Here is a 23,431-nt window from a genome sequence, read left to right on the forward strand (position 1 = left end):
CCGACAAATCCCAAACAAGACAGTCGAAGACGTCAGTCAGTCGGCGAGTCAGACGCATCAGCAGAACCACCACTCACATCATCACTGTCAGTCGGGCAGGGGCACGCGGATGACAGGATCAAAGGGCCGCTTGTTGAACCCGCTACGAACGTTGCGGCAGCTCGGCGCCTTGCACATGACGAACCCGTCGACGTTCTTCCGGCCCGTTCGGTTCTTCAGCCAGACTTTTTCGTCCCCGGTGAGCGGACGGTGTGGTTCGTCGGAGTCGCAGGTGTAGCAGAATTTGACGTCGGGTGGCACGACACCTCCTGGAACAGAGCGGATGAGCCGAGCCTGGAGCATATGAGGGCACGTCGGATTCCTCACAGAGGCCAACCGGTGGTGTCGCGCGCGGCGAGGTACCGGAAACATGCCCACCTGAGGGTGCGCCCCCTGCCGACCGGTCGGCCTCATCGGAAACCCATCGTGCCGGAGGCGACAGGGGACTCTGCGTACGTCAGCTGCCTTCGGCGGCCATGGAGTCGAAGGTCTCCCGCATCAGCTCGTCGATGGCGCGGGGCTGATCGGTCATGGAGTCGAAGAGGTCGGCGAGCAGCCACAGCACGAAGCTGTGCACCATTGCCTCGTTCGGCGGGATCGTCCCGAACTGATCGCGCCATGTCACTGTGTCCATACCCATCGCAGCGGCCATGAGGACACCGGTGGCCATCGGCACCTGTGTCGGGTCCGCCGACTCGAAGGAGGGGAGCTTGCGAATCACAGCGGGGATGAGATCACTGAGCGGATCCAGGCGGTCCTCCCCGCCTCGCTGCTCGACGATGAGGTATCCGGTCAGCACGCCCACCAGGAAGACCGTGCCCCGGGAAATCTCCTCACGCCCCAAGACCTCCGTCACAGCCTGAATTCGCTGCTGCGCCTGCCGTCTTTCCTCTACGGAAGTGCGCTTCTCCAGGACTCGGTAGAAATCCCACGCTGCACGGATCGCCTCGTCTGCGACCACACCGTCATCAGTCATGAAGCAACCGTATGGAGACGAGGGCCGCCAAGAGAAATCCGTACACCTGACGCCGACTCCCGTGCCGTTGCGACGTCACCTCCGTCAACGGCTTCAGCCACTGGTCCGGGAGCCGGCTTGCCGCTGTCGAACGGACAGCAACGGCACTCATGGTCCTCGACGTCGACCACAGCCATCCGCATCGCGTCCGCACCCGCTGCCCGTCACTGCAGATAGTCCTCGATGAGCAGTTTCCCACGGCTCAGGGCCACGTACGAGGGGCCGACGGACCTTCTGCCTCCCCTCGTAGGGAGGCTCAGGCGAGGCAGAACTCGTTGCCCTCGATGTCCTGCATCGTGATGCACGACTCGTTGACGCCATCGGCGCGCTGCGTCAGCACGTGTTTCGCGCCGAGCGCCATCAGCCGTGCGCACTCGGCCTCAAGTGTGGCCAGGCGCTCGTCACCCACGAGCCCGGCGCCGGCCCGCACGTCAAGATGCACCCGGTTCTTCACGACCTTGCCTTCGGGAACTCGCTGGAAGAGCACGCGCGACCCCACACCCGAGGGATCAGTGCAAGCGAAGTAGATCTCCTGCTCCTCAGGCGGCAGCGAGTGGTGGTACTCCTCCCACGTGGCAAAGCCGTCCGGGACGGGCGGTACGACGTACCCCAGCACCTCGCACCAGAAGGCGGCGAGACGCGCGGGTTCCGCGCAGTCGAAGGTCACTTGGAACTGCTTGATCGTTGACATCGGCGCACGATAACAGGGGCCCTGCTCTCCCTGGGCGGGTGGTCCCATACGTTGTCGGGAGGAGGGCCCTGCCATCCGCTGCCGTGTCGTGCGGTCACAGGGGCGAACCGAGGTCGGTGGCCCTGGGGCCCAGGATCCGATCAGCCGTCCCTCGCGTACCCAAGACCACCTACGGGACAGCACCACCTACCTGCGTCCTCGGCGGACGGTGAACCGGCGCCCGTGTCTGGTCAGCGCGGTCCTCGGATGCTGTCAATGATGCGAGTCCAGTTATCGCTGCCATGTCCGTCCTCGACCGCGTGTCGATAGTGGGCCTGCACGGCCCGCGGGAGCGCGAGGTCGAGGCCGAGTGACATGCTCGTCTCGACGATGTGGTCGGATGTCGCACCCATCATGGTGACCGTGCTGAGGTCGCCTGGATGCTCTCCGACATCAAGCGCGGCGCCGGGGTTCTCTTCACCAGCCCTCAGGATGGCGCCGATCGAGTCGGCGGCGGAGAGCAACTCCGGCAGTGCTTCCTGGGCCTTCATTCCTGCGGTGCCCAGCATCGCGGTGGCGTGCATCAGTCCGGACAGGGTGGTGAGGAACAACGTGAGTTGGGCCTGGTACATCATCTGGGCGAGGCCCGGGTCGTCGCCCAGGTACTTTGGTGCACCGAGCAGCGTCAACGTCGCCAGGTGGCTCTTCATCGCCTCGTCGCTGCCGCTGTAGTAGACATAGGCTGCCTCTGTGCCGACCATCGGCGCGGGAACCATGACACCTCCCGTGAGGAACGTGGCCTCGTGGCCCGCTGTCCAGGTTGCCGCCTCGCGTGTGCGGTCGGGAGTGTCAGAGCTCAGGTTGACCAGAGTCCGGCCCGCGAGCAATCCGGTGGCGTTGTCGAGGACGTCGTACATCGCCTGGTAGTCGGTGAGGCTGAGGATCACGAGGTCGGCTGCTTCGACCGCCTCCTTGGGTGTCGCCGCCAGCGAGGCTCCGTCGGTGACGACGCCTTCGGCCCGGCCGGCCGTGCGGTTCCAGACGGTGACCGGGTGGCCGGCAGCGAGGAGGGTGCGTGTCATCGCCTGGCCCATCGGGCCAAGCCCGATCACGGTGACAGCGCTCTTTTGCCTGGTGGTGCGGTTCTGTTGTTCGTTCACCCCTCCATGCTCGGAGAGCGGCCCTATTCTCGGAAGTACCCACTATTTTCTGCGGTACTTACCTTTTAGTAAGGGGATCAGTGATGGCCAAGGCGCCGAGACGCGGGCCTTACATCTGTGGCATCGACGCTGCGCTCGACGTGGTGAGCGGCAAGTGGAAGGGATTGATCCTCTGGGAACTCGACGCCCATGGCGTACGCCGCTTTGCTGAGCTCCGTCGCGGTCTGCCGGGAGTGAGCGAGAAGATGCTGACGCAGCACCTGCGTGAGATGGAGGTGGACGGGCTTGTGCACCGGAAGGTCTATGCCGAGGTGCCCCCGCGGGTGGAGTACTCCCTGACTGAGCACGGGCGCACGCTCAATCAGGCGCTCGGGCCGCTCGGCGCCTGGGGGACTCAGCGCATGCGTCGCGAAGGCTCCGAAGCGGTGGGCGTAGCCGAGACCGAACACGGCTACGACGTCGTCTCCACCGGTTCCCCGTCGCGCGGGTGATCGTTGTCGGTGTGCTACGGGGCGGGTTCAATTCCTCTGGGAGCAACTACTGAGGTTTTCTCAGTGAAATAACCCCTGGGTCAGCCCTTGGCCAGAGCCCATGCGCCGCGTCTCCTTGCGCAGAGCGTGGTCGAGGGCGTCGACGGTCCAGGCGGTGCCGTATCCGGTCTTCCGGCGCTCGGCTCGTGGTGAGCGCTGTCCAGGCACGAGCTCACCCACGGGCGAGCGGCGGCTGCAGCTGGGTGACCGGCGGGTCGGCCTGGCACACCGCGCAGGGGATGATGGGGAATGGAACGACGGAACATGAGGTCAGGAGATTCCATGGCGCAGCGGGTACACCGACCCCGTGAGGATGCGGAGTTCAATTTCATCCTCGGGATGAGCGGAGTGCCGGTCCTCGCATACTTCACCGGCACATGGCCCAAGGCAATCGAGCCCTGTCGGGTGATGGACCTCGTCGTGGAAGGCATCGCCGACGACTACACGGGCCGCGTGACGGCCGTCCGTGCCGACATCACGCGTTGTCCGGCCGCAACCGAGCGATACGGGATCACCGGAGCTCCGTCCTACGTCCTGCTGAAGGAGGGAGAGGCGGTGGCGCACGGCACGGGGCCCATGACCATCACCGAGATGCGGAAGTTCTTGGATGGCCACCTCTGAGCGGCCACTGCGGCACGTGGCCGCGACGCCCGTCACGTCTCTCGTCCATGAGAGCTGCGCCGCCTGAGACGCCTTGGGGCTACACCTCCACGGGTCACATAACCCCTTCGAGTCCCAGGTGCACGGGGGAGTGCGGCGGCCGCTGCGGTGACCTCCGGAACGCCATGGCCACGTCCGTACCCCGCCGGGAACGGATCATCACCCGCTCGTCCGCGTACCGGCAAGAGGGGGCAGCACCAGCTGCCACCCCACCCCGGCCTGGCGACTCAGACGCTGTGCGCGTCCAGCACCGCCTGGAACTGTTCGTGGGCTTCGCGGACACGGCCCGCTGCCGTGAAGGTGCGACCCAGACGGCTGCGGATGTCCGTCTCCAGCCAGTCGTAGCTGGGTTCCGTGAGCGGGGACAGCAGCGTGCGTTGCACCTGCAGCGCTTGGAGGTGGAGGCCGATGGCCTCCGTCAGGTTCCCTGTGCCCTGCTCGGCCGTGCCCAGTCGGGTCAGGCTGCGCGCGCACAGGAAGATGTCCCCGCCTTGCTGCACCAGGTCGACCGCCTGACGGAGCAGGTGCCGGGCCTCGCGGTACCTGCCGAGGCGAAGGTGGACGTCGGCGGCGCAGCTCAGCGGCCGGCCCAGCATGCGGGGCCGGCCGTCGCGCTCGGCGTGGGTGCGGGCCTCGTTGAAGCAGGCCAGGGCCTCATCGTTCCGCTTCTGGAAGTAATGGACCAGGCCGAGGATGACGTTCGCCATCGAGGCGACCCAGTCACTGCGCAGGCTCGTGGCCAAATCGACAGCCCTGGTGGCGTGGAAGACCGCCCGGTCGCCTTGCCCCAGGCTCAACTCCGTGGCTCCGAGCCCTGCGAGCGCTCGGGCCTCCTCGTGCGGGGAGGGCAGGCTCCGGCTGATGTCCAGCGCCTCGGTCAACAGCGCACGGGCCTGTGTGTACTGCCGCTGGTACACGGCGGTGTAACCCAAGCAGTTCCGCAGCGCTGCGGGCATCCGTTCGTCAGTGGCCCTGTCGGCACAGGCGAGGGCCATCTCCAGCGTCGTTCGGGACTCGTGGTAGCGGCCTTGCCGTACGAAGTAGTCGCATAGTGCTTCGGCGAGCCAGCAGGCGTGGTTCACCTCGCCCAGTGCCGCCGCATGTCCGACGACGTCGACCAGTTCACCACCGGCTGCGTCGAGCCACGCCTCAGCCTCCTGCCAGCTCGCGAAGTGGACGCCGACGGGCGCGGGTCCGGTGGGGAAGCCGCGGGGCCCCCAGTCACTGGTGGTGCGGGCCGCGTCCAGGTACAGACCGAGTACGGCCGTGCGGCTGGTGGCCGCTTCGTGCGGTGCGGACTCCGCGACGCGACGCGCGTGCAGACGCACCAGGTCGTGCAGTCGGTAGCGGCCCGGCCGCGGCTGCTGGACAAGGCTCGCGTCGACCAGGCTCTCGAGGACTTCTTCGGTCTCGTGGGACGGCCGGTCGAGCATCGTCGACGGCGTCCGAAGGTCGAACTCGACCGTCGGTGCCAGCCCCACGGCTCGAAAGCCGCGCTGCTGCTCCGTGTCGAGCTGGTCGTACGACAGCCGGAAGGCGGCCTCCAGACTGCGGTCACCGACGCTCAGTTCGCCGAGCCGCCGTTCGTCGCCCGCCATCCGGCCCACCAGGTACTCCACCGACCAGGAGCCGCGGCTCTGGAGCCGGGAGGCGGCGATACGCAGCGCCAGGGGGAGCCCGTCACACAGCCTGATCAGCCTTCGGGTGGCCGCCGGCACACTGCTTGTGCGGTTCTCCCCGATGAGGTGCGTAAGCAGGGCCACCGCGTCTGTGCTGTCCAGGGGCTCCAGGGTGACCCGCCGGTCAGCGTCCAGTTCCGTCAGCCGCCGCCGGCCTGCCACCAGCACCCTGCTGTCGTCTCCCGCGGGCAGCAGGGGCCGCACCTGATCGATGTCCAGGGCGTCGTCCACCACGAGCAGCAGCCGCAGGGAACTGGTCGCCGCTCGCCAGACAGCGGTGAGTTCGTCAAGATCGCTCGGCAGCTGACTGTTGGCCTGGCCCAGCGACCGCAGCAACCGCTGAAGCGCCTGCTCGGGCGGTTGCCGGCGCTGAGTGCTGTACGCGCGGAGGTCCACGAACAGGCAGCCGTCCGGGTACTGGGCGCTCAACTCGCGGGCCGCCCGGACGACAAGGGCGGTCTTGCCGACCCCCGCCGTGCCGTCCACCGTCACGATCGACACGGATCCGGGCGGGGAGGGCGCGGTCAGCTGTGCCAGTTCGGCCTCCCGCCCGATCAGGCGCCCGCCGTCCCCCGGCAGCTCGTTGAGCGGGCGGCGCAGTGGAGGCGGCGCGGGAGCCGTGGGCGCGGTCGCCCCGGCCGGACCGAAGAGGCGCGTCTCGTCCTGGTGCAGCACCGCGTCATGGATTCGGCGGAGCTCCCGGCCGGGATCGATGCCGAGCTCCTCCCGCAGACGCGATTGCATGGTCTGGTAAGCGTTCATGGCCTCTGCCTGGCGGCCGCCGGCGTACAGGGCGCGCATGTGCAGCGCCAGTACCGACTCGTTGAGGGGCTCCGAGGTGGCCAGCGCGGCCAGTTCGTCGATCGTCTCGGCAGCGCGGCCGAGCAGTACCAGGTACGTGAGTCTTTCCAGCCTGAGAGAGAGCCGGCGCTCCAGCAACCGGAGCCGTTCCTCCTGGGCGCGCCGTCCCGGTAGGCCCGTCAGCGGCTCACCACGGAAGAGGGCGAGAGCTGCGGCGTACCGGTCCATCGCGGCGGTCGCGTCGCCGCTCTGCTTCGCCTGCCGTGCCTCGTCGGCCCGCTTCTCCAGTTCGGTCACGTCGAGTCGGACCGCCCGGCTGTCGAAGCTGTACCAGCCCTTCCCGCTGCGGATCACCGACTCGCCCGGTCCGGTGCCCGACACGTCGAGGGCCTTGCGCAGGGGGTGGACGTGGCTCGGCAGGACCTTGTGTCCCGACCCCGGCACCTTTCCGTCCCACAGGTCGTCGAGCAACGTCTCATGGCTCACCCGCGTGTCCGCGCGCAACAGCAGGGCGACGAACACCGCCTGCCGCCGGACCGGCCCCAGGTCCAAGGGTGTATCGCCGTGCCAGGCCCGTAGTGGCCCGAGCAGGGCGATCCGGAGCCCCCGAGCACCTTCCCCGTCCATCGCGCGGCCTCCGTTTCCCTGCTTCATCGAAGTTTCATCAGCATTGCATCACCCCCCTCCATGGTGATGCTCAGAAACCGAGTCAACCGATCGGCTCGTGGAGGACCTTCAGCCAAAGGGAGTTGGCGAATCGCCGCACTGCCGTGGGCAGCCGGCGGGGGAGCGGGCCGCTCCAGGTCGCACCCTCGATCCGCCGCACGAGCGAGCCGGGAAGAAACCAGCATCAGAGGAGTGACATGCGAACGTGCCCGGACTGCCGGCATCTCATGGACGGCGACGAGTGTGGCTACTGCTGGGGACTGGCAGCAGGGGAGGCCTTTCACCAAGGTGGCGTCGAAGCGGTGAGGAGGATGAACAACCCGGGCAGGACAGGCGGCGGGTGCCTTCTCGTGCTGCTGTCCGGAGCTGCGATTCCGGTGGCATGGGAGGTAGCGCAGGGGCTGCTCTGAACGGCCGCCCGGTAGGTGCGCGCAGCCCCCGGGTGCCGCCATCAGGAGGACACGTTCAAGGCCAGCGAGGCGGCAGCGGTGGCGAAGTAGAAACCGGGAAACGCGAGGTTGTAGAGCACACGGGCTCGCAGATGGAAGACGAGCGCGCCCAGATAGAGCAGGCTGAGACCGCAGGCCGCCGCAGCGCCGATGGGGCGCAGTGCGGCGTCGCAGAGGCCGAGGAGGAGGCCCGCAGCACCTGCCAGCTTGAGGGCGGCCAGCCGGGGCAGCCAGGATCGGGGGACACCCACCTCCGTCGAGTTGGCCAGCACGAAGCGCGCTCCGGCGAGGTCGGCGGCGGCGATGCCGATGTTGACGGCGGCGGTGAGGAGGGTGACGACGAGGAACGCGAGCTGGGTACCGTTCATGCCTTCAGGGTTCGCGGGCTCTACCGCGCCGTCCAATACCTGCTTCTATAACCTGATGGCATGGACGTGGACACGCGCCTGCTCCGGTACTTTGCCGCAGTGGCGGATGAGGGCAGCCTGACCGGGGCAGCACAGAGGTTGTTCGTCTCGCAGCCCGCGCTGACCAAACAGATCCGACGCCTGGAGAACGATCTCGGGGTGCGGCTCTTCACGCGTTCGCGGTCGGGGATGGCGTTGACCGAGGCTGGTCGTGAGCTCGCCTCGCGGGTGCCCGCGCTGTTGGACGGCTGGGACGAGGCGGTACAGGCAGCCGGCCGGGCGGCGCGGGTGCTGCGCTTGGGCTTCCTGGACGCGGGCGCAGTGGGTGCCGTCTCTGAGGTCATCGCCGAGTTCCGCCGGGCGCAGCCGGAGTGGCGGGTGGAACTGCGGCAGTTCGACTGGTCCGATCCGAGCGTCGGGCTGGCCCGGGGTGAGGTGGATGCGGCGGTGGTGCGTTTGCCGTTCCCGGGGCAGGAGAGCTTGGCGGTACGGGAGTTGTTCGTTGAGGAGCGTGGGGTGTTGCTGCCGGCTCGGCATCCGCTGGCGAACAGCGAGACGGTGGAGTTCCGGGACTTGTGGGACGAGCCGTTTGTCGCGGCCGGAGACGGGACCGGAGTCTGGAGGGAGCACTGGCTGGCGGCGGAAGAGCGGGACGGGCACCCCGTCCGGGTCGGCGCTGTCACCAGCCGTCCCGACGAGTGGCTAGGAGCGGTGGCCGGTGGCTGCGTGGCGTTGGCCCCGGCGTCGGCGGCCCGTTTCTACGCGCACCCGGGTGTGGTGTTCCGTCCAGTCCGCGGGGTTTCACCGAGCCGGGTGGGGCTGGCCCGGCCTCGGGGGCGGACGCGCGAAGTGGTGCTGGACGAGCTACTGAAGGCCATCGCCCTTCGGCTGAGCAGGAGTTGATGTCGGATCCGGCGCGCCTTCGGCGTGCTGGTCGGCCGGATCGGCATCACACCAGCCGCCTGCCGCGTTGAACGGCTCGCCCGCAGGAAACCTGCGGCGACCGGGACGGGGTGCGGATGGGCCGGGGCCGCCGACCGCGCCTATCCCGATGGCACTCGGAGGGCGTTGAGCCCGCTTCGGGAAGTGGACTCGTCCGGGGTGAGTCAGGACCGGACCGGGGCCGGATATTCGGTGTCCTGCTCGCACTGTGAGGACGCAAGATGGTGCGCATGACTTTGGCCACTCCCACATTGCCCACCGCGCGCCTACGACTGCGGCCCTTCACCGACGCCGACGCTGACCTCCTCTTCGCGCTGCACAGCAGCACTCGTGTGATGCGGTACTGGGACTCCGCGCCGTGGAACGAACGGACTCGCGCTGAGCGCTTCATCGCGATGTGCGGGAAGATGGCGGACGAAGGTACTGGGGCGAGGGTGGCCATCGACCGCGCTTCCGACGGGGCCTTCGTCGGCTGGTGCGGTCTGACTCAATGGGATCCGGGCTACCGCAGCGCGTCGTTGGGCTACGTCCTCGACGAGGCGATGTGGGGCCACGGCTACGCGACGGAAGCTGCGCATGCATTGCTGCAGTGGGCATTCGAGACACTGGACCTGAACCGGGTTCAAGCCGAGGCCGATACGCGCAACGTGGCATCTGCCCGGGTTCTGGAGAAGATCGGATTCGTGCGGGAAGGGACGTTGCGGGAAGACTGCGTCGTGAACGGCGAGGTGTCCGACTCGTGGGTGTTCGGGCTGCTCAGGCGAGAGTGGCGGCCGTCGACCATGCCGACCCCAGCCCTTTAGGGGCGTGACATCCGCCTCTGGCAGAGGTCGCGTCCGGGGTCGGGTGAGGAAACCTTGGCGGGGAGGCGTCCGAGACGAGCGCGGGTGACGTTGACCGATGCCTCGTGGGTGGGCTTGCCGAGGAGCTCATGCGGATCACGAGCTCGGAGTTCAGGCGAGCGTCAGGTAGGGCAAGCCGGGGGAATCGCTTACCACCACGTCTCGGACGGGCCTGCTGAAGAACACCTCCGAGGTGCAGCCGACCACCGTGCACGCGGATACCCAAGCCCCGGGTCGGGGACGGTCAGGACGGGGTGGCCGGCGTCGAGGATGCGCCGGCAGGTACCGCGGTACTCGCCGTTGCCGTCCGCGATCAACTCGGCGGCTCCCGGGACCTGGCCGCGGCGGTGGCGCGCTCCTCGGCCCTGCTCCCTCGTAGGTGATCTTCCTGGGCTGGGCGGCTCGTACACTGACGAAAATGGAGGACCACACGGCCACCGGGATCGGTGCACGTCCGGCGCCCGTCTTGCGGGAGTACGTCGACTCGTATGTCGGCTTCGACCTCCGCGGGCTCCCGACGGGGGTGCACTGCGGCCCGCCGAGCCGCGCGCTCACTGCGGTGATCAGCTTGTCAGATCCTTTGGAGGTGGCGGCGGGCGTTGACGAGGGGTCACCGGTCACCCGATTCGGCAGCGTGGCCGGCGGTCTGATGTGCCGGTCCGTCGCGATTCACCACGACGGACGCCAGCAAGGTGTTCAGGTAGCGCTGACACCGCTCGGGGCCCGCGCCATCTACGGCATGCCGTCCGCCGAGCTCGCCCACCGACTGGTTCCACTTGACGAGCTTCTCGGAGCGCTTGCCGTCGAGCTGGTCGACCGGCTCCGATCGGCGACAACATGGGCGGCGCGGTTCACCACGCTGGACGAATTGCTCCTCCGAGCTGTCGGCCGTGGCGCCTGCGGCGACCATGTGCGTTGGGCGCGCCCCGAGGTAGCCGAGGCATGGCGCCGCCTCGTCGCCGCGCGGGGTTGCGTCCAGGTCGGTGCGGTCGCCGCGGAGCTCGGCTGGAGCCGTCGGTATCTCACCGAGCGGTTTCGCGGTGAGGTGGGCCTGTCGCCGAAGACCTTCGCCCGAGTCCTGCGCTTCGAGCACGCGCACGAACTGGCGGCGGCGCAGGACCCGCTCCCGTGGGGCGATGTGGCAACCGTCTCCGGTTATGCCGACCAGGCCCATCTCGTTCGGGACTGGCGCGAGTTCACGGGCCGATCGCCTACGGCCTGGCGTCGCAGCGAAGTCCTCCTCGGAGCCGGGTAGCCGTCAACCGTCTGGCCTTCGCGTCGGCTTCTCTTCCCTTTTCTTCAAGACCGCCCGATCGCTGTCGTGGACGATCGTCGGCATGAGACTCGACAACCACGAACGCAATGCCATGGACCTGCGGACCACCCCCGTGCACCTCGGTCTGGGATCGAGAGCGAAACCCGTCGAGGGTTTCACCTGGGAACCGGAGGTGCTCCGGGCCTACAGCGCCGCGGTCGCGGCAGACGGCGCCGAGGGCCGGATGGTGATGATCTTCGACGGCGACGGGCTGGGTGACCATTGGGAGAGCCACCCTGCCGGCGACGAACTGGTCGTTTGCCTCAGCGGGTCCGTGACGGTCACTCGCGACGTGGACGGGGTGCCCGACCACGTTCTGCTCGGGCCGGGCGAGGCCACCATCAACCCGGCCGGGGTATGGCACGTGGTCGACACGGAGGGGCCGACGTCCATCCTGGCCATCACTGCGACCCTCGGCACCGACCACCGTCCTCGGACCGACACCCGCCCGACCGAACGCGTCGGCACGCCCAGCCCGGAGGAAGCGCCGTGACGACACGCATCGCGTGCCTCGGCGACAGCCTCACCCGCGCGCAGTTCAGCGTCGACTACCTGGATCTTCTCGGACGACGCCACGCTCCCGGTGGCGTGCAGCTTGCCCGTTTCGGCGCCAACGGCGACTTCGCCTACAACCTCTTGCAGCGGCTCGATGCTGTCGTCACGAACCCACCCGATGTGATCACCGTGTTGATCGGGACGAACGACGCCCGAGCGAGCCTTGCCGGCTACCCCGTCGAGCAGGCCATGAAGCGCAAACAGCTCCCCGATCGCCCCTCGGCCGGCTGGTTCCAACAGTGCCTGGGAGACGTCGTCGCACGGCTGCGAGCGGAGACCCACGCGACGATCGGCCTGCTGTCGCTACCGGTACTCGGCCAACAACTCGACGGAGCAGCGGCACAGGCATCGCAGGCGTACAGCCGGATGATCGCCGAGGTCGCCGCCACCAACGAGGTGGCCTACCTACCGCTCCACGAACGCCAGATCGAGGAACTGCGCCGAGCGGACCCGCCGCCGATTGCATACCGGGAGGTGACGCCCGCAGCGGGCGTCGGCGTCCTCGTCCAGCACGCAGTGCTGCGCCGCAGCCTCGACACGATCTCGCGGCGGCGAGGTCTCGTGCTCACGACCGACCACATCCACCAGAACAGCCGCGGAGCCACCCTTATCGCTGAGGTCATCGACGCCGGTCTGCTGACCCGGAGCGCGTAGCTGATTCCGGCGCCCGGCCAGTCGGATGCCATCTACCGCGCGGAGGTGGCATGGCTTCGGGCAGCAGCTCGGTGCGATCGGTAAGACACCGTGCGCTGCTCGTCATGGGCGCGGGACAAAAGCGCCGGCTACGGGCGCAGGTTGCGGCCCCGTCCCGCCGTTGCCCGCCGCACGGGCCGACGAGGTGTTGTGCCTCAAGGTGGAGGACCTCTGCCCACCTGACAAGCGCGGCAGGATCACCGCCAAGGGCGGGGCTTCAAGATCATCCCGTTGCCTCTTTGGCGCGTATCGCGGTCACACCCCGTGGGACGGATGCGGACGCGGTTGGTGGGTAGCCGGACGACAACGGCGCACCCATCCGGATGCGGAGGTTCCGTCGAGGCGGCCCGCTTCCACGTAATTCCGACCGATCGAGAAGAGCTAGGTGACCTCATCATGAGCACAGCAGAACGGCGGGCCCCCACAACCGGCGACGAGCCGGTGGGGGTTCTGATCTCGCGTGCCTCGCAGCAGATCTCGGAACTGGTCCGTGAGGAAATGCAGCTGGCACGTTCGGAGATGACTCAGAAGGGCAAGCGCTTCGGGAAGGGCGGCGGCCTGTTCGGTGCCGCGGGACTTTTCGGCATCCTGGCAGCCCAGGCGCTGGTGGGGACCTCCATCGCGGCACTCGCGCTGGCAATGCCCCTATGGGCAGCGGCCCTGATCGTCACCGCGGTTCTGGCGGTGGTGGCCGGTGTGGCCGCCCTGGCGGGGAAGAAGCAGATCAACCGCGCAGGCACCCCCGCCCCCGAACAGACCATCGACAGCGTCAAGGCCGATTTGGCCGAGGTCAAGGAGAAGGCTCACCGATGAACGACGAATCACAGAACAAGATGGGCGCGCCCACTCCCGAGGAACTGCGCGAGCAGGTCGAGCGGACGCGTGACGAACTCGGGCAGACCGTCGAGGCGCTGGCCGGCAAGGCCGACGTCAAGGCGCAGGCGAAGGAGAAGGCGGCGGCGGTGAAGGAGCAGGCTGCGGAGAAGACCGCCGCGGTGAAGGAGCAGGCCGCATCGGCCTCCGCACAGATCCGTGAGAAGACGGCACAGACCGCGCAGCTGGTGAAGGGCAGGGCTCCGGACGCCCTGCAGGAGAGGACGGCGCAGGCCGCCGCGCAGGTGCGGGCGGGTGCGGCCCGGGCGGGGCAGTTCGCGGCGGACAGGACTCCCGATCCGCTGCTGGAGAAGGCGGACCGGGCCGCGCGAACCGCCCGAGCCAACCGCGCCCCGCTCCTCGCGGGCGGTGCGCTGGTGATCGCCTTCCTGCTGGTACGCCGCAGCCGTGGGCGCAACCGATGAAGGCGTCCAAGATTGCCTACAAGCCGGTGGGGTTCGCCCTCGGCGCGGTCAGCGGCATGATCGCGCGCGCCGTGTTCAATCAGACGTGGAAGCTCGTCGAAGGCGAGGGCGACGCCCCCGACGCTTTGGACGAGGACCGCGAATGGCGGCAGATCCTCCTCGCCGCTGCCGTACAGGGGGCGATCTTCGCCGTAGTCAAGGCGGCGGTCGAACGCTCGGGCGCCCAGGCGACCCGGCGTGTCACGGGCACTTGGCCGGCGTGACCTGCCCCGGTTCGAGCCCTCCCCCCGTGCTCGACATCAGGCGTGGGAGACCGCCGCGGGTCGGATCCCGACCGGTGGGTCCTGCGGGGCCGCCGGGCCAGAGCCACAGCGTGCCGGGCGGTGCCGTGGCGGTCAGGCAGGCCATGAGCGGTTCGCTCGTCGGCGGGGTGGGTGGGCGGCCAAGCGGATCAGGGCCTCGTCGATCGGGATCCGCGCGGCCTCCCGTACCAGCTTGTCAGGGTCTTGAGGGCTCGGGGTAATCGCCGGCTCTTGCGTGCGGAACGTGGAGACGGTCCGGGTGCCGTCCCAGCCTGGATCGGCAGCGGTGGGTGACTTGGACATCGATGCCCAGGCGGGCGCCGTGGTCGAAGGCCTTGGTGCGGTAGAAGCTGCAGGGCGTGTTTCGAGAGTCGGCCTCCCGGACCCCGCTACGTTGCTTTTGCGTCGTCACCGGCAAGGAACGGGCGCAGCAGTGTGAGCAGGGCGCGCGGCCGGTGCAGCGGGATGATGTGGCCGCAGTCTTCGATGACGTGTCCGGAGAGATCGTCGGTGATCGGGCGGAGCTGGCGTTCCAGTGCCGCACCGACGGGCCGGGCGCCCAACGTCATCGTCGGCACCGTCAGGCGGGCAGTGGCGACCGCCTGCTCGATCTGTACCGCGCTCTCGGGTAGCGCCCGGTAGTACGAGAACGCGCGGCTCAACGCCTGGCGGCCGGTGTATGCGCGGACGAAGGCGTCCCGAAGGGCGGGGCGCACCCCGTCGCCGAGCGTCCCAGTGCTCAGAAACCAGTCGACGTAGGTGGCCTCGTGGCCCTCCAATACGGTTTCGGCGAGGCCGGGCGCGGCGGAGTGGAAGCCGAACCACCACGGCGGACCGTCGGCAAGGAAGTCCTCGGCGCCGGGCAGGCCGCCCAGAACGGACTCCATGACAACCAGGCGCCGGACGAGACCGGGGCGGCGCAGGGCGAGGAGGAAGGCTGGTGCGGTACCCGCGTCGATGCCCACCACCGCAGCCGAGGACAGGCCGAGCGTGGTGAGAAGCGCCGCGGCGTCCTCGGCCAGGGTGCCCGCGTCGTACCCAGAGGCGGTCCCACTGCTCGCGCCGAACCCACGCAGGTCGGGCGCGATGACGCGGTAACGGCCGGACAGGCCGGCCATGACGTCCGTCCACAGCTCCCAGGTGTGCGGGAAACCGTGCAGCAGCAGGACGGCCGGGCCCGATCCGGCGAGGGCGACGTTCAGTTCGACACCGTTGACGGGGACGCGCCGCAGCTCGGGCATGGAGTGCTCCAGATGTGGTGAGGAATGGTGACCACGTCACGCTAGGGAACTATCCTGGTTCCTCCAAGACGGCACTTTCCCTTCAGGTGGTGAGCCCCGAGTGACCACATCAAGGCCCGCCGAACCGGGCCGACGGCCCGGTGAGCGGGGCGATTTGCTGAATCCGCTCTGTCCGACCCGCCAGTTGCTCGACCGGCTCGGCACCAAGTGGACGTCGATGGCGGTCAAGGTCCTGGCCGAGGAGGCGCCGGACGAGCTCCGTTTCGCGGAACTGCGGCGTCGTATCTCCGGTATCTCCCAGAAGATGCTGTCCGTCACCCTGCAGAGCCTCGTCCGCGACGGCCTGGTCGCGCGCCGAGTGGAACCTACCGTGCCGCCCGCCGTCCACTACCGGCTCACCGAGCTCGGCCTGTCCCTCGAAGGGCCACTCTCCGCCCTTCGGGTCTGGGCCGAGACACACATGCCGGAGATCGACCGCAGCAACCAGCTCGCCGATGAGTCGTCCCCCGACTAGCTTGCCCTTCAACCTCAGGGCGCGGGAGTCGGGGTCGTCAGGGTCGTGCCAGTGGATGGGACAAGTCGTGCTGATCGCGTCGGTCAGGTGCCCGGCACGGTGTTCGGGCTGCGGCTCGGAGCTGGAGTGCGTCGGCGTACAGGCGTTGGTTGGGCAGAGCCTTGAGTGGGACATCGGCCACCACTGCTCCGGCTGCGGTGACGCACTGTACGAGTGCGGGCCAGGGGGGAAGCTCCTTATTCGACGACCTGCGCCGACGCATTCTGGCCGAGCACGGCGAGGCGCGGCTCGTACTCATTGATCCTCTGGCCGCCCCGGTCCTCGTGATGAAGGTTCTTCGCGCCGAACTTGCCGGAGATCTGGCCCGGACGAAGAGGATGCTCCAGCGGATCCGGGCTGGAACGTACTCAGGGGCGACGCCCGAGCTGGCTCTCCTCGCCCACCGGCTGCGTGCCGCTGGTGTCGAGGCTGGGCAGTGCCCCCCACCGCGCCACCTCCGGCGCCCGCACAGACCGACGAACGGCGCGATGCAAGCGCCGCCCCCACGATCGAACGCCCTTGGGGCTGGTGAAGGCTGTCGCTGCACACGGATGGGTCCGCGTGCAGGTCGGAGCAGGTGCGGCGACGACCCGCTGGGAGCGTCAGAAGGTGAGGTCGATGGGCCCGCGTAGGCCACCGGCCTCCAGCAGCCGGTGTGCTTCAACGGCTTCCTCCGCAGGCAGGACCTTGGCCACGCGCGGGACGAGTCGTCCCTCGTCCGCGAGCTGCTGGATGCGCAAGTCCGATGAGAGCCAGGACCTCTATCGGTTGCTCGCCAGGTTCCATGGGAGGGAGGAGGAGGGGCTACCCGGTGCAGCTGGAAGGTGATCATTTATCGTCTTCGGGTGCTCTGTCCTCCATATCGGGGAGTAGGCCGCCAACCGGACGATAGTCGACGCGATGGACACACGAGCCTCTTGCTGCTGAGCGGGTGGTTCGCAGCGAATGAATAGATCTCCGAGAGGAAAAGTGATGAGCGGCAAGAGTCTGACCCAGACCGAGGCAGAGGGGCGCGCAAGGCTGCTGACGGTCGAGCGGTATGACGTGGCCGTCGATCTTTCGGAGGTGATGACCGGTTCGCGGGCCCGGTTCGAATCGACGATCACCTTTACGTGTCACCGGCCCGTGGCCGAGACCTTTGTCGATTGTCCGGCGGCCGTTGAAAGCGCGACGCTCAACGGCGCCGTGCTGCGGTCGGCGGCCGAGGGCCGGATCACGCTGACCGATCTTGCCGAGCGCAACGTCCTGACGGTGGTCTCACTGACGGAGTGCTCGCCGGACGGCTGGGGCGTGCACAAGGCAGTCGACCCGGCCGACGGCGAGACGTACTTCTTCACCGACTTCACTCCCGATTACGCCCACCACGTGTTGGCCTGCTTCGATCAACCGGACCTCAAGGCGCCGTGGGCATTCACCGTGACCGCTCCTGCCGGCTGGCGGGTGCTGAGCAACAGCGGTGACCCGCAGATCGAAGAGCTCGGCTCCGTGCGACGCTGGACCTTCCCACCGACGCCGCCGCTGGCGACGTACAACACCGTGATCAACGCGGGCCCGTACTACGAATTGCGTCGTCACGGAGCTGGTCATGATCTCGGGCTATTCGCCCGGCAGTCGCTGGCGTCGATCCTGGACCGTGACGCCGACGAACTGTTCACCCTCACCACCCAGGGACTCGAGTTCTTCGCCGGCAAGTTCGGTATGCCGTTTCCGCAGAACAAGTACGACCAGGTCTTCACGCCCGAATACCCCGGCGCGATGGAAAACTTCGGCTGCGTCACCTGGATGGACTGGTTCCTGCGCAGGACCACTCCGACCAGAGCGGAGTGGGACATCTTCTCGCGGTACCTGCTGCACGAACTCGCTCACATGTGGTTCGGCAACATCGTCACCATGCGCTGGTGGGACGATCTCTGGCTGAACGAGGCGTTCGCCGAGTTCGCGAGCAACTGGGCCGCGGTGAGCGTGACGTCGTACACCGACGCCTGGACGGCACATCTGGCGGGCGAAAAGCTCAAAGCCTATTTCATGGACCAGGGACCGACGACGCATCCGATCCGTCAGCTTGTCCGCGACGTCTCCGAGGCGGAAGCCACGTTCGACGCCATCACCTACCCCAAAGGCGCGTCCGTACTGCACCAGCTGATGACGTACGTCGGTGAGGCGAACTTCTCCGCAGGTCTCACCAGCTATTTCGCCACGCATGCCTGGGGCAACACCACGCTGCAGGACCTGATCGACGCGGTCGCCGACGCCAGCGGACGTGACCTGGACCAGTGGCGCACGGGATGGCTGGAAACAGCGGGTACTGACCGGCTGACTCTCGACCACGACGAGGACGGGTTCGTCCTGGTCGCTCAGGGCCCGGGTGGCAGGCCGCGCCCGCATGTACTTGCCGTCGGCGCCTACGAGCGTTCAGGGGACCACCTCGAGCGCATGGCACTCGTCGAAGTAGAGGTAGTGGGCGAACGAATCCGACTCGACCTGCCACCAGGGGCCGACCTGTATCTGGTCAACGATGAAGACCTGACTTTCGCCTCGACGAGACCAGACGCCACGACCCGAGACGCGTTCTTCCGCAACGTCGCCCGCCTCCCCACTGCGACCGCTCGGGGAGTCGCCGTCACCACGGCTTGGGACATGCTGATCAACGGCGAGGCAACAGCCGCCGAAGCTGTGCAGTGCCTGACCGGAGTGCTGGCTGTCGAGACCTCGGCGTCAGTGATCGAGCCGTATCTCAACCTCGCTGTCGAGGCGGCAGATCTGTGGAGCCCGGAGTCGCAGCGGGACGAGTTGCTGCGAGCAGTGGCTGCGGCCTGCCGCACGCTCTCCAGCCGCGGTGATTGCCACAAAGCGGCGTTGCGTGGCTTCGCTCGCACGGCGACCGAACCGGAGGAGATTGCCTGGCTCCAGACCCAGGCCGGGGACGACGTCGATCTCCAGTGGCGCGCACTGGTTCGCAAGGCTCAGCTCGGAAGCCCGGTCGCAACCGAAGCACAGGCTCTGCTCGACCGCGACCCGGATCCCGATGCGTGGGTCAGCAGGCTCCAGGTCAGCGCCGCGACCCCGGACGCGGCCGAGAAGAATGCGGTGTGGCAGATGCTGGTGATGGACCGCGCGGTGCCTATCGCTTCGGTCCACTCAGTTGCGACGCCGTTCTGGAGCGCCGGCCAGGACGACTTGCTGAGGCCCCACGCGGAGGCCTACCTCGATCTCGTGCAAACCATCCACCGCAGCGGCACCATGCCGGCGTTGACGTACACCAAAAGCCTCTTCCCGGTGTTCGGTATCGACCTGACTTTCGTAGAACGAGCGGAAGACCTGGCGGCACGGGTTGTCCCGGTCGTCCGCACGAACCTCCTGGACCGGGCCGACCGGATGCGCCGCATGCTGCGCTCCCGCGGCTGAGGGCTTGCGGCGCGGGTGCCTTCTCCGTGCGCCCACCCCGTGGGCGACTCGCACGCCAGCACGCCAGCACGCCAGCACGCGCGCACGCAATGAACAGGCCGAGGCCGGCAGATCCCCTTGCGAACTGCCTGCCTGTCTCGCAGCCCCGGGCGACAATCGGGGCCCCAGTCCACCGACGTAGGTGAAAGGCTGCGCGGAACGCCGTGAATCCATGGCGGCAGAAACTCGGAGAAGCGCCGCCGCTCTGTCTGACAGCAGACCGAACTCCGTGTGCTGATCCTTGCTGACAACGGACTCACGGTCTTCCCGTCACACGCTCCTTCACTGCGGTTCCGCCATTTCCTGTCCTCTGGCTCGCGTGTGTGGTGTGTGGCACGCTGAGTAACAGCCGCGGCCGTGCGGGGCTCTCGGGCCGCGGTGGGCTGCCAGCGGTGCTTCACGAGGTGCTGCTCATTGGAGATCGCCGTGCCCGGCGGGCCGGCGCGGGCAGGTTCGTACCCGGCCCGCGGCCCACGGGGAGGCGGGCCTCTTCATGCGGCCGTCCCCGTGAACACGCGGCAGGGTAGCGAACGAGCCGCTACGCCGGCAGATCGTCACCGGTGGCGCGGCTCGCCTCTCAGGAGAAGACGACGGAGCGTACGAGCAGGCGCTCGGAGGCGCCCTTGCCGGGCGGCAGGATGTAATAGGTGCCACCCTCGCAGTCGGAGCCGAGGAAGACGGTGGCGGTAGCGTCGGTGTGGTTCTTGGGGGCTCGTGAGACGGTGCCGGGCTCGGAGGCCGGGGTAGCGAGGTTGATGCACTGGCCACTGGCGGGGTTGTTCAGAAAGCCGACGGCTTCGTACCCGTCCGCGGTGGTGTAGGAGTAGCGGAACTGGCCGCTCGCGGCAAACGCCGAGCCGGGCACGGCCACGAGCAGAACGACTGCGCCGGCTGCGGCACCGGCGGCAGCAGTGAGGGAGCGAAGAGACACGGTGGACCGTCCTGTTCCTGGTTGATCGTCTGGTCGGTGCCACGGATGCCCCAGCCTTCAAGGGCTGAACACGGTCTCCCTCGATCGGGCATTGTCGAATCGATTCTGCTTGATGCGAATGGCGCAACGGCACCGGGACTTGAGAGGCACCGCTGAGAGGGTCGTGGATCGGTTCCGCCCGAACCCCGTGCTCGGTCCTGGTGGCAGCCGTGATGCCGATGCCGTCCATGCCCGTCGTCCCATCCTGGAGGCGGTCGCCGACGAGGTGGTACCCGGCAACGACGAGGACCGCGTGGCCATGGTCATCGAGCGCATCTTCTGGGGCGGTTGAGCCGTCCCGGGCCTGCGCGGTGCCGGCCGGGCTGGATGCGGACGCAAGAGCGCGGCGGCCCCGCTCGCAGAAGAGGCGCATCTCAGTCCGGCGAGATCGATTTCACCTAAGCAGCCATGGCGGCCGCCGGGCGGGCTGACACCTCGGGGAGCCCACCGACGTCCAGCACATGGAGTTCGACCTGTAGAGCCTCACTCGCGCCCATGCCGCACCCACACCATGGGGCCCTTCGGATCGCTGCCCGCCGCGCACGTGATGGTTGTCCGGCGCCCCTCGTGGCGACGATGCGTCGCGCACGCTGCCGAGAGGTCGCCGACCGGTCACCACACGTCGACAGACCAGACGTCGCCCCTCCGATGTCCCTCAGGATCCGGGTCGCCCGACCCGTACGGGTCAGGGTCAGCGACGACGTGGATGCGGGCGGCGGATGCGGATACGCGATAGCAGTCCATGTCACTCGATGTGTTCTGCTTGTCGGGTTCGATCGTGTGGCCCAGGGCCAGGACAGCGGCTCGCAGTTCCTTGAAGGGGACTCTGGGCGCGAACTTCCCGTACTCCCGCGAGAGTGGGGGCGGCACTGTGTCCGGCGACTGGTCGTACAGCAGGCGTTGGATCTTCACGCCGAAACCGAAGCACGACATTCTGCCTAGCCGCCCTGGCTGGTCCGGCGAGAAGTTGATTTCCACGAGCCCGTAGTCCCGCCGTAGTAGGGCCCCACTGGGAACATCGAGGCATGTCGCCCCCAGGGCGGCCACCCAGGCTTCCGGTTCGGCATCGAGACCAACTCCCAGAACCTCACCGCAAACGGCGACGTGGGCGTAGAAGTCCATAGGGGACACCCGCCACCTCCCTCAATCATCGGGACAGCACTGATCTCCGCACGGGACAGGCGGGTCATGCTCAGTATTCGGTGATCGAACTTGCCGGGGAAGGCGGTCGCCGTCAATCGGCGATGCTGATCGCGCCCGGCCGGTCGGGGGCAGCCCCCGGCCGATCCGGGTCGTGGAGGGCTATCAGGGTCAAGCACCCAGGTGGCTGGCATCCGCGTCCCCGCCCCGGCCGCGAGAAGGCTGTCGGCTCGCGCCGCATCGTCGATACCTGCGTAGACGCCAGATCAGGCCCACCATCCCGGAGCCGAGGCACCAGCGGCCCGACCACCGGCTCGCGGAACCTGCGGAGGCCGGCTTGCGGACTTCGACGAGGGGATGTACGAACGCCGGAACGAGGTCGAACGCACGATTAGCCGGCCCAAGCACTCCAGGGCCGTCGCGACACGCCATGACCAGCATGCCTACGTCTTCCACGGCACCGTCCCCGCCTCGTTGAAACACCTCTGACTCAGACCCTGGTCAGCCCGCGTCCGAAGTGTCGGCCCGCTTCTCCAGCTCGACCATGACCTGATTCAGCAGCACCGTTGGCGATCGCATGACGGCGTACCAGGTGTTCGTACTCTCGTCGGAGGCCGAGGTCCAGGCTGCTACCACGGGAAGCGCACAGTGGTCGCCGGCCTCGTCATCGGGGGCAGCGCCCAGGACATGCCGTGGTAGTGGCCGTAGTCCACGCCCCACGAGCTGAACGAAGGACTGTGCACCTCGTCGATCAGCGCAGCCCACCGTCTGGGTACCTCTCCCACGTCGGCGGCCCGGCAGATCGCCTCCTCATCGTTGCCCCCGATGGTGAGCCGGGTCCTTTCGTCCTCCACCGTGATCGCAGCCAGTGCCTGCCCCCCCGTCGTACCCTCCGCGGACACTCCCTGGAAGCCCCGCCGAGAACTGCACCCGGCTGAGCGGCGAAAGGGCGTCGACCCGCCACACTGCCGCGCGGCAGCCGGTCAGCGGCCCCCAGCTCTCGGGGTCGAGTCGGGGATCGTACGGGGTCAGCAGCAGCTCGACGTGGGCCATGGGGGTTACCCAGCGGGCGAGCAGGCGGTCGCCCGGCAGCTGGAACTGCCCATCGGGCTTCAGCGGAAGCCTGGTGTTACCGATGGTCGTGGTGAAGGTCAGCGGGCCGAATGGCGTTTCGATAGCTGGCTGATCGGCGGCACGCAGGCGGGTGCGCGGGACGGTGGGGAGCAGCACCGTCTCAGCGTACTGTGGTGGGACCTGTCAAGTTCCGCCGTTGCCGAAAAGGCCGACGTCCCACGTGCCATGCGCCTACGTGGGGATGAGTGCCGCGGTCCGCTGGTGGACGACGTTCTTGGCGTCGGGATCCGTGCCGTGTGCGGCGCGCAGAGTGACATGGTCGCCGGGCTGCAGGTGGGGGACGCCTTGAAGGCGGACTTGTTGCCGAGGGCGTCCTTGACGACGTGACGCAGGACGACATTCGCAGAGGCGGTGACCACTGGCCGGCCGCGTCGGCGCTGGGGGATGTCGGAGGCGAACCGGCCGAGGCGGCCTCAGTGGGGTGTTCGGAGGGCCGGTTCTCAGCGTCCGTCTTCGTCGAGTTCCTCTGTTCGAATCTTTGAGTCCAGGGTTCCCGCAGCTTCTGGCCGTTGCGATGATCACCACCATGACCGTTTCGCTCCGCATCGACCGCATCCTCGGTGACCGCCCTTTCGCCGAGGTCGGTGATCCCGTCCTGGCCGTCGATGACGAGGGCCGCGGTTTGCTGGCAGTCGCAGGCACGCACGTACCAGTGGCGGGCGTGGACACGTTCGGCAGCACTTCGCCAGTTGGCGTCCATGGCACCGGTGATCTGCTTTGCCGTGCCCTTATCCATGCGCGCCACCCGGTGCGGGCCATGGCTTTCCATCCCGGGCTGCCCCTCCTCGCAGTCGGCACGGGGGACTACGACGGCGGCTCCTTCCTCGAAGGGGAACTGCTCCTGTTGGACCTGGAGGCGGGCACGGCCACGTCTCTCATCGAGGATGACCTCGGCTGACCGGCTGCCACGGAGGCGGCTGCTCACA

26 protein-coding genes are annotated in these 23,431 nt (G+C 68.1%); 14 read left to right on the forward strand and 12 right to left on the reverse strand.

All coding sequences use genetic code 11. The annotated features are described in order from the left end of the window. Positions 1–87: 87 nt before the first annotated feature. The 4 genes from ABZ434_RS32070 to ABZ434_RS32085 all read right to left on the reverse strand — a co-directional run bounded on the left by ABZ434_RS32070 (position 88) and on the right by ABZ434_RS32085 (position 2,884). Positions 88–300, reverse strand: a complete 213-nt coding sequence (locus ABZ434_RS32070) for a hypothetical protein (RefSeq protein ID WP_359144170.1) — start codon at positions 298–300, stop codon at positions 88–90. A 196-nt stretch (positions 301–496) separates the two neighbouring features. Continuing rightward, positions 497–1,015, reverse strand: coding sequence for a hypothetical protein (locus tag ABZ434_RS32075; protein ID WP_359144173.1), 519 nt, complete (start codon positions 1,013–1,015; stop codon positions 497–499). Positions 1,016–1,310: 295 nt separating this feature from the next. Then, on the reverse strand, positions 1,311–1,745 hold the full coding sequence (locus tag ABZ434_RS32080; RefSeq protein WP_359144176.1) for a VOC family protein: 435 nt from the start codon (positions 1,743–1,745) through the stop codon (positions 1,311–1,313). A 230-nt stretch (positions 1,746–1,975) separates the two neighbouring features. Continuing rightward, positions 1,976–2,884: an NAD(P)-binding domain-containing protein gene (locus ABZ434_RS32085; protein ID WP_359144179.1), complete on the reverse strand. Its 909-nt coding sequence runs from the start codon at positions 2,882–2,884 to the stop codon at positions 1,976–1,978. A gap of 83 nt (positions 2,885–2,967) precedes the next feature. Here ABZ434_RS32085 and ABZ434_RS32090 point away from each other — a divergent pair, with 83 nt between their 5' ends. Together ABZ434_RS32090 and ABZ434_RS32095 are read left to right on the forward strand one after the other, a co-directional pair. Further along, the gene (locus ABZ434_RS32090) at positions 2,968–3,375 is read left to right on the forward strand and encodes a helix-turn-helix domain-containing protein (RefSeq protein ID WP_359144182.1); all 408 of its coding nucleotides are present in this window, start codon (positions 2,968–2,970) and stop codon (positions 3,373–3,375) included. Between the two features lie 321 nt (positions 3,376–3,696). After that, complete coding sequence (locus ABZ434_RS32095; RefSeq protein WP_359144186.1) at positions 3,697–4,035, forward strand: thioredoxin family protein; 339 nt, start codon at positions 3,697–3,699, stop codon at positions 4,033–4,035. A 266-nt stretch (positions 4,036–4,301) separates the two neighbouring features. On the opposite strand, the gene ABZ434_RS32100 is transcribed toward ABZ434_RS32095, so the two are convergent. Beyond that, complete coding sequence (locus ABZ434_RS32100) at positions 4,302–7,208, reverse strand: BTAD domain-containing putative transcriptional regulator (protein WP_359144189.1); 2,907 nt, start codon at positions 7,206–7,208, stop codon at positions 4,302–4,304. Positions 7,209–7,671: 463 nt separating this feature from the next. Next, positions 7,672–8,037, reverse strand: a complete 366-nt coding sequence (locus ABZ434_RS32105; protein ID WP_359144192.1) for a DoxX family protein — start codon at positions 8,035–8,037, stop codon at positions 7,672–7,674. A 60-nt stretch (positions 8,038–8,097) separates the two neighbouring features. On the opposite strand from ABZ434_RS32105, the gene ABZ434_RS32110 reads away from it, so the two are divergent. The 8 genes from ABZ434_RS32110 (at position 8,098) to ABZ434_RS32145 (ending at position 13,984) form a co-directional block, all read left to right on the forward strand. Then, a complete protein-coding gene (locus ABZ434_RS32110; protein ID WP_359144195.1) occupies positions 8,098–8,979 on the forward strand; it encodes a LysR family transcriptional regulator in 882 nt (293 codons plus the stop codon). A gap of 269 nt (positions 8,980–9,248) precedes the next feature. Next, positions 9,249–9,821: a GNAT family protein gene (locus ABZ434_RS32115; protein WP_359144198.1), complete on the forward strand. Its 573-nt coding sequence runs from the start codon at positions 9,249–9,251 to the stop codon at positions 9,819–9,821. Between the two features lie 457 nt (positions 9,822–10,278). After that, a complete protein-coding gene (locus tag ABZ434_RS32120; RefSeq protein WP_359144201.1) occupies positions 10,279–11,115 on the forward strand; it encodes a helix-turn-helix domain-containing protein in 837 nt (278 codons plus the stop codon). A gap of 82 nt (positions 11,116–11,197) precedes the next feature. Next, positions 11,198–11,668: a cupin domain-containing protein gene (locus ABZ434_RS32125; protein WP_359144204.1), complete on the forward strand. Its 471-nt coding sequence runs from the start codon at positions 11,198–11,200 to the stop codon at positions 11,666–11,668. Continuing rightward, positions 11,665–12,384 carry a GDSL-type esterase/lipase family protein gene (locus ABZ434_RS32130; protein WP_359144207.1) on the forward strand — a complete coding sequence of 240 codons (720 nt, stop codon included), beginning with the start codon at positions 11,665–11,667 and terminating at the stop codon, positions 12,382–12,384. Before ABZ434_RS32125 ends, ABZ434_RS32130 begins: the two co-directional genes overlap by 4 nt. A 435-nt stretch (positions 12,385–12,819) precedes the next feature. After that, positions 12,820–13,236, forward strand: a complete 417-nt coding sequence (locus ABZ434_RS32135; protein ID WP_359144210.1) for a phage holin family protein — start codon at positions 12,820–12,822, stop codon at positions 13,234–13,236. Continuing rightward, on the forward strand, positions 13,233–13,721 hold the full coding sequence (locus ABZ434_RS32140) for a DUF3618 domain-containing protein (protein WP_359144213.1): 489 nt from the start codon (positions 13,233–13,235) through the stop codon (positions 13,719–13,721). The genes ABZ434_RS32135 and ABZ434_RS32140 overlap by 4 nt, the downstream gene beginning before the upstream one ends. Next, complete coding sequence (locus tag ABZ434_RS32145; RefSeq protein ID WP_359144215.1) at positions 13,718–13,984, forward strand: DUF4235 domain-containing protein; 267 nt, start codon at positions 13,718–13,720, stop codon at positions 13,982–13,984. Before ABZ434_RS32140 ends, ABZ434_RS32145 begins: the two co-directional genes overlap by 4 nt. A gap of 428 nt (positions 13,985–14,412) precedes the next feature. Here ABZ434_RS32145 and ABZ434_RS32150 read toward each other — a convergent pair whose 3' ends face one another. Then, on the reverse strand, positions 14,413–15,264 hold the full coding sequence (locus ABZ434_RS32150) for an alpha/beta hydrolase (protein WP_359144218.1): 852 nt from the start codon (positions 15,262–15,264) through the stop codon (positions 14,413–14,415). A gap of 100 nt (positions 15,265–15,364) precedes the next feature. On the opposite strand from ABZ434_RS32150, the gene ABZ434_RS32155 reads away from it, so the two are divergent. Continuing rightward, positions 15,365–15,778, forward strand: coding sequence for a helix-turn-helix domain-containing protein (locus ABZ434_RS32155; RefSeq protein ID WP_359144221.1), 414 nt, complete (start codon positions 15,365–15,367; stop codon positions 15,776–15,778). 641 nt (positions 15,779–16,419) lie between these two features. Here the strand turns inward: ABZ434_RS32155 and ABZ434_RS32160 are convergent. Next, positions 16,420–16,557, reverse strand: a complete 138-nt coding sequence (locus ABZ434_RS32160) for a zinc-binding dehydrogenase (RefSeq protein WP_359144224.1) — start codon at positions 16,555–16,557, stop codon at positions 16,420–16,422. 232 nt (positions 16,558–16,789) lie between these two features. Between ABZ434_RS32160 and pepN the strand changes: the two genes are divergently transcribed. Then, positions 16,790–19,222, forward strand: coding sequence for an aminopeptidase N (gene pepN / locus ABZ434_RS32165; protein ID WP_359144228.1), 2,433 nt, complete (start codon positions 16,790–16,792; stop codon positions 19,220–19,222). A 616-nt stretch (positions 19,223–19,838) separates the two neighbouring features. Here pepN and ABZ434_RS32170 read toward each other — a convergent pair. Next, the gene (locus ABZ434_RS32170; RefSeq protein ID WP_359144231.1) at positions 19,839–20,192 is read right to left on the reverse strand and encodes a hypothetical protein; all 354 of its coding nucleotides are present in this window, start codon (positions 20,190–20,192) and stop codon (positions 19,839–19,841) included. 163 nt (positions 20,193–20,355) lie between these two features. On the opposite strand from ABZ434_RS32170, the gene ABZ434_RS32175 reads away from it, so the two are divergent. Then, the gene (locus ABZ434_RS32175; protein ID WP_359144234.1) at positions 20,356–20,523 is read left to right on the forward strand and encodes a hypothetical protein; all 168 of its coding nucleotides are present in this window, start codon (positions 20,356–20,358) and stop codon (positions 20,521–20,523) included. Positions 20,524–20,843: 320 nt separating this feature from the next. Here the strand turns inward: ABZ434_RS32175 and ABZ434_RS32180 are convergent, their stop codons facing one another. From ABZ434_RS32180 to ABZ434_RS32190, 3 genes are all read right to left on the reverse strand, one after another. Then, positions 20,844–21,353 carry a hypothetical protein gene (locus ABZ434_RS32180; protein WP_359144237.1) on the reverse strand — a complete coding sequence of 170 codons (510 nt, stop codon included), beginning with the start codon at positions 21,351–21,353 and terminating at the stop codon, positions 20,844–20,846. A 519-nt stretch (positions 21,354–21,872) separates the two neighbouring features. Beyond that, positions 21,873–22,007 (reverse strand): hypothetical protein, encoded by a 135-nt coding sequence (locus ABZ434_RS32185; protein WP_359144240.1) that lies wholly within the window; start codon positions 22,005–22,007, stop codon positions 21,873–21,875. Beyond that, a complete protein-coding gene (locus tag ABZ434_RS32190; protein ID WP_359144243.1) occupies positions 22,001–22,225 on the reverse strand; it encodes a hypothetical protein in 225 nt (74 codons plus the stop codon). The genes ABZ434_RS32185 and ABZ434_RS32190 overlap by 7 nt, the downstream gene beginning before the upstream one ends. Positions 22,226–23,031: 806 nt before the next feature. Between ABZ434_RS32190 and ABZ434_RS32195 the strand changes: the two genes are divergently transcribed. Continuing rightward, positions 23,032–23,403, forward strand: coding sequence for a hypothetical protein (locus tag ABZ434_RS32195; RefSeq protein WP_359144246.1), 372 nt, complete (start codon positions 23,032–23,034; stop codon positions 23,401–23,403). The last annotated feature ends 28 nt before the right edge of the window (positions 23,404–23,431 follow it).

This window comes from Streptomyces sp. NPDC005761, from assembly GCF_040630635.1.
Classification (GTDB): Bacteria; Actinomycetota; Actinomycetes; order Streptomycetales; family Streptomycetaceae; genus Streptomyces.

Excerpts from the sequence above, each read along its gene's own strand:
- ABZ434_RS32075 (WP_359144173.1), bottom strand. The coding sequence starts at position 1,015 with ATGACTGATGACGGTGTGGTCGCAGACGAGGCGATCCGTGCAGCGTGG.
- ABZ434_RS32080 (WP_359144176.1), bottom strand. The coding sequence starts at position 1,745 with ATGTCAACGATCAAGCAGTTCCAAGTGACCTTCGACTGCGCGGAACCC.
- ABZ434_RS32090 (WP_359144182.1), top strand. The coding sequence starts at position 2,968 with ATGGCCAAGGCGCCGAGACGCGGGCCTTACATCTGTGGCATCGACGCT.
- ABZ434_RS32095 (WP_359144186.1), top strand. The coding sequence starts at position 3,697 with ATGGCGCAGCGGGTACACCGACCCCGTGAGGATGCGGAGTTCAATTTC.
- ABZ434_RS32100 (WP_359144189.1), bottom strand. The coding sequence starts at position 7,208 with ATGAAGCAGGGAAACGGAGGCCGCGCGATGGACGGGGAAGGTGCTCGG.
- ABZ434_RS32105 (WP_359144192.1), bottom strand. The coding sequence starts at position 8,037 with ATGAACGGTACCCAGCTCGCGTTCCTCGTCGTCACCCTCCTCACCGCC.
- ABZ434_RS32110 (WP_359144195.1), top strand. The coding sequence starts at position 8,098 with ATGGACGTGGACACGCGCCTGCTCCGGTACTTTGCCGCAGTGGCGGAT.
- ABZ434_RS32115 (WP_359144198.1), top strand. The coding sequence starts at position 9,249 with ATGACTTTGGCCACTCCCACATTGCCCACCGCGCGCCTACGACTGCGG.
- ABZ434_RS32120 (WP_359144201.1), top strand. The coding sequence starts at position 10,279 with ATGGAGGACCACACGGCCACCGGGATCGGTGCACGTCCGGCGCCCGTC.
- ABZ434_RS32125 (WP_359144204.1), top strand. The coding sequence starts at position 11,198 with ATGAGACTCGACAACCACGAACGCAATGCCATGGACCTGCGGACCACC.
- ABZ434_RS32135 (WP_359144210.1), top strand. The coding sequence starts at position 12,820 with ATGAGCACAGCAGAACGGCGGGCCCCCACAACCGGCGACGAGCCGGTG.
- ABZ434_RS32140 (WP_359144213.1), top strand. The coding sequence starts at position 13,233 with ATGAACGACGAATCACAGAACAAGATGGGCGCGCCCACTCCCGAGGAA.
- ABZ434_RS32145 (WP_359144215.1), top strand. The coding sequence starts at position 13,718 with ATGAAGGCGTCCAAGATTGCCTACAAGCCGGTGGGGTTCGCCCTCGGC.
- ABZ434_RS32150 (WP_359144218.1), bottom strand. The coding sequence starts at position 15,264 with ATGCCCGAGCTGCGGCGCGTCCCCGTCAACGGTGTCGAACTGAACGTC.
- pepN (WP_359144228.1), top strand. The coding sequence starts at position 16,790 with ATGAGCGGCAAGAGTCTGACCCAGACCGAGGCAGAGGGGCGCGCAAGG.
- ABZ434_RS32180 (WP_359144237.1), bottom strand. The coding sequence starts at position 21,353 with ATGGACTTCTACGCCCACGTCGCCGTTTGCGGTGAGGTTCTGGGAGTT.
- ABZ434_RS32195 (WP_359144246.1), top strand. The coding sequence starts at position 23,032 with ATGACCGTTTCGCTCCGCATCGACCGCATCCTCGGTGACCGCCCTTTC.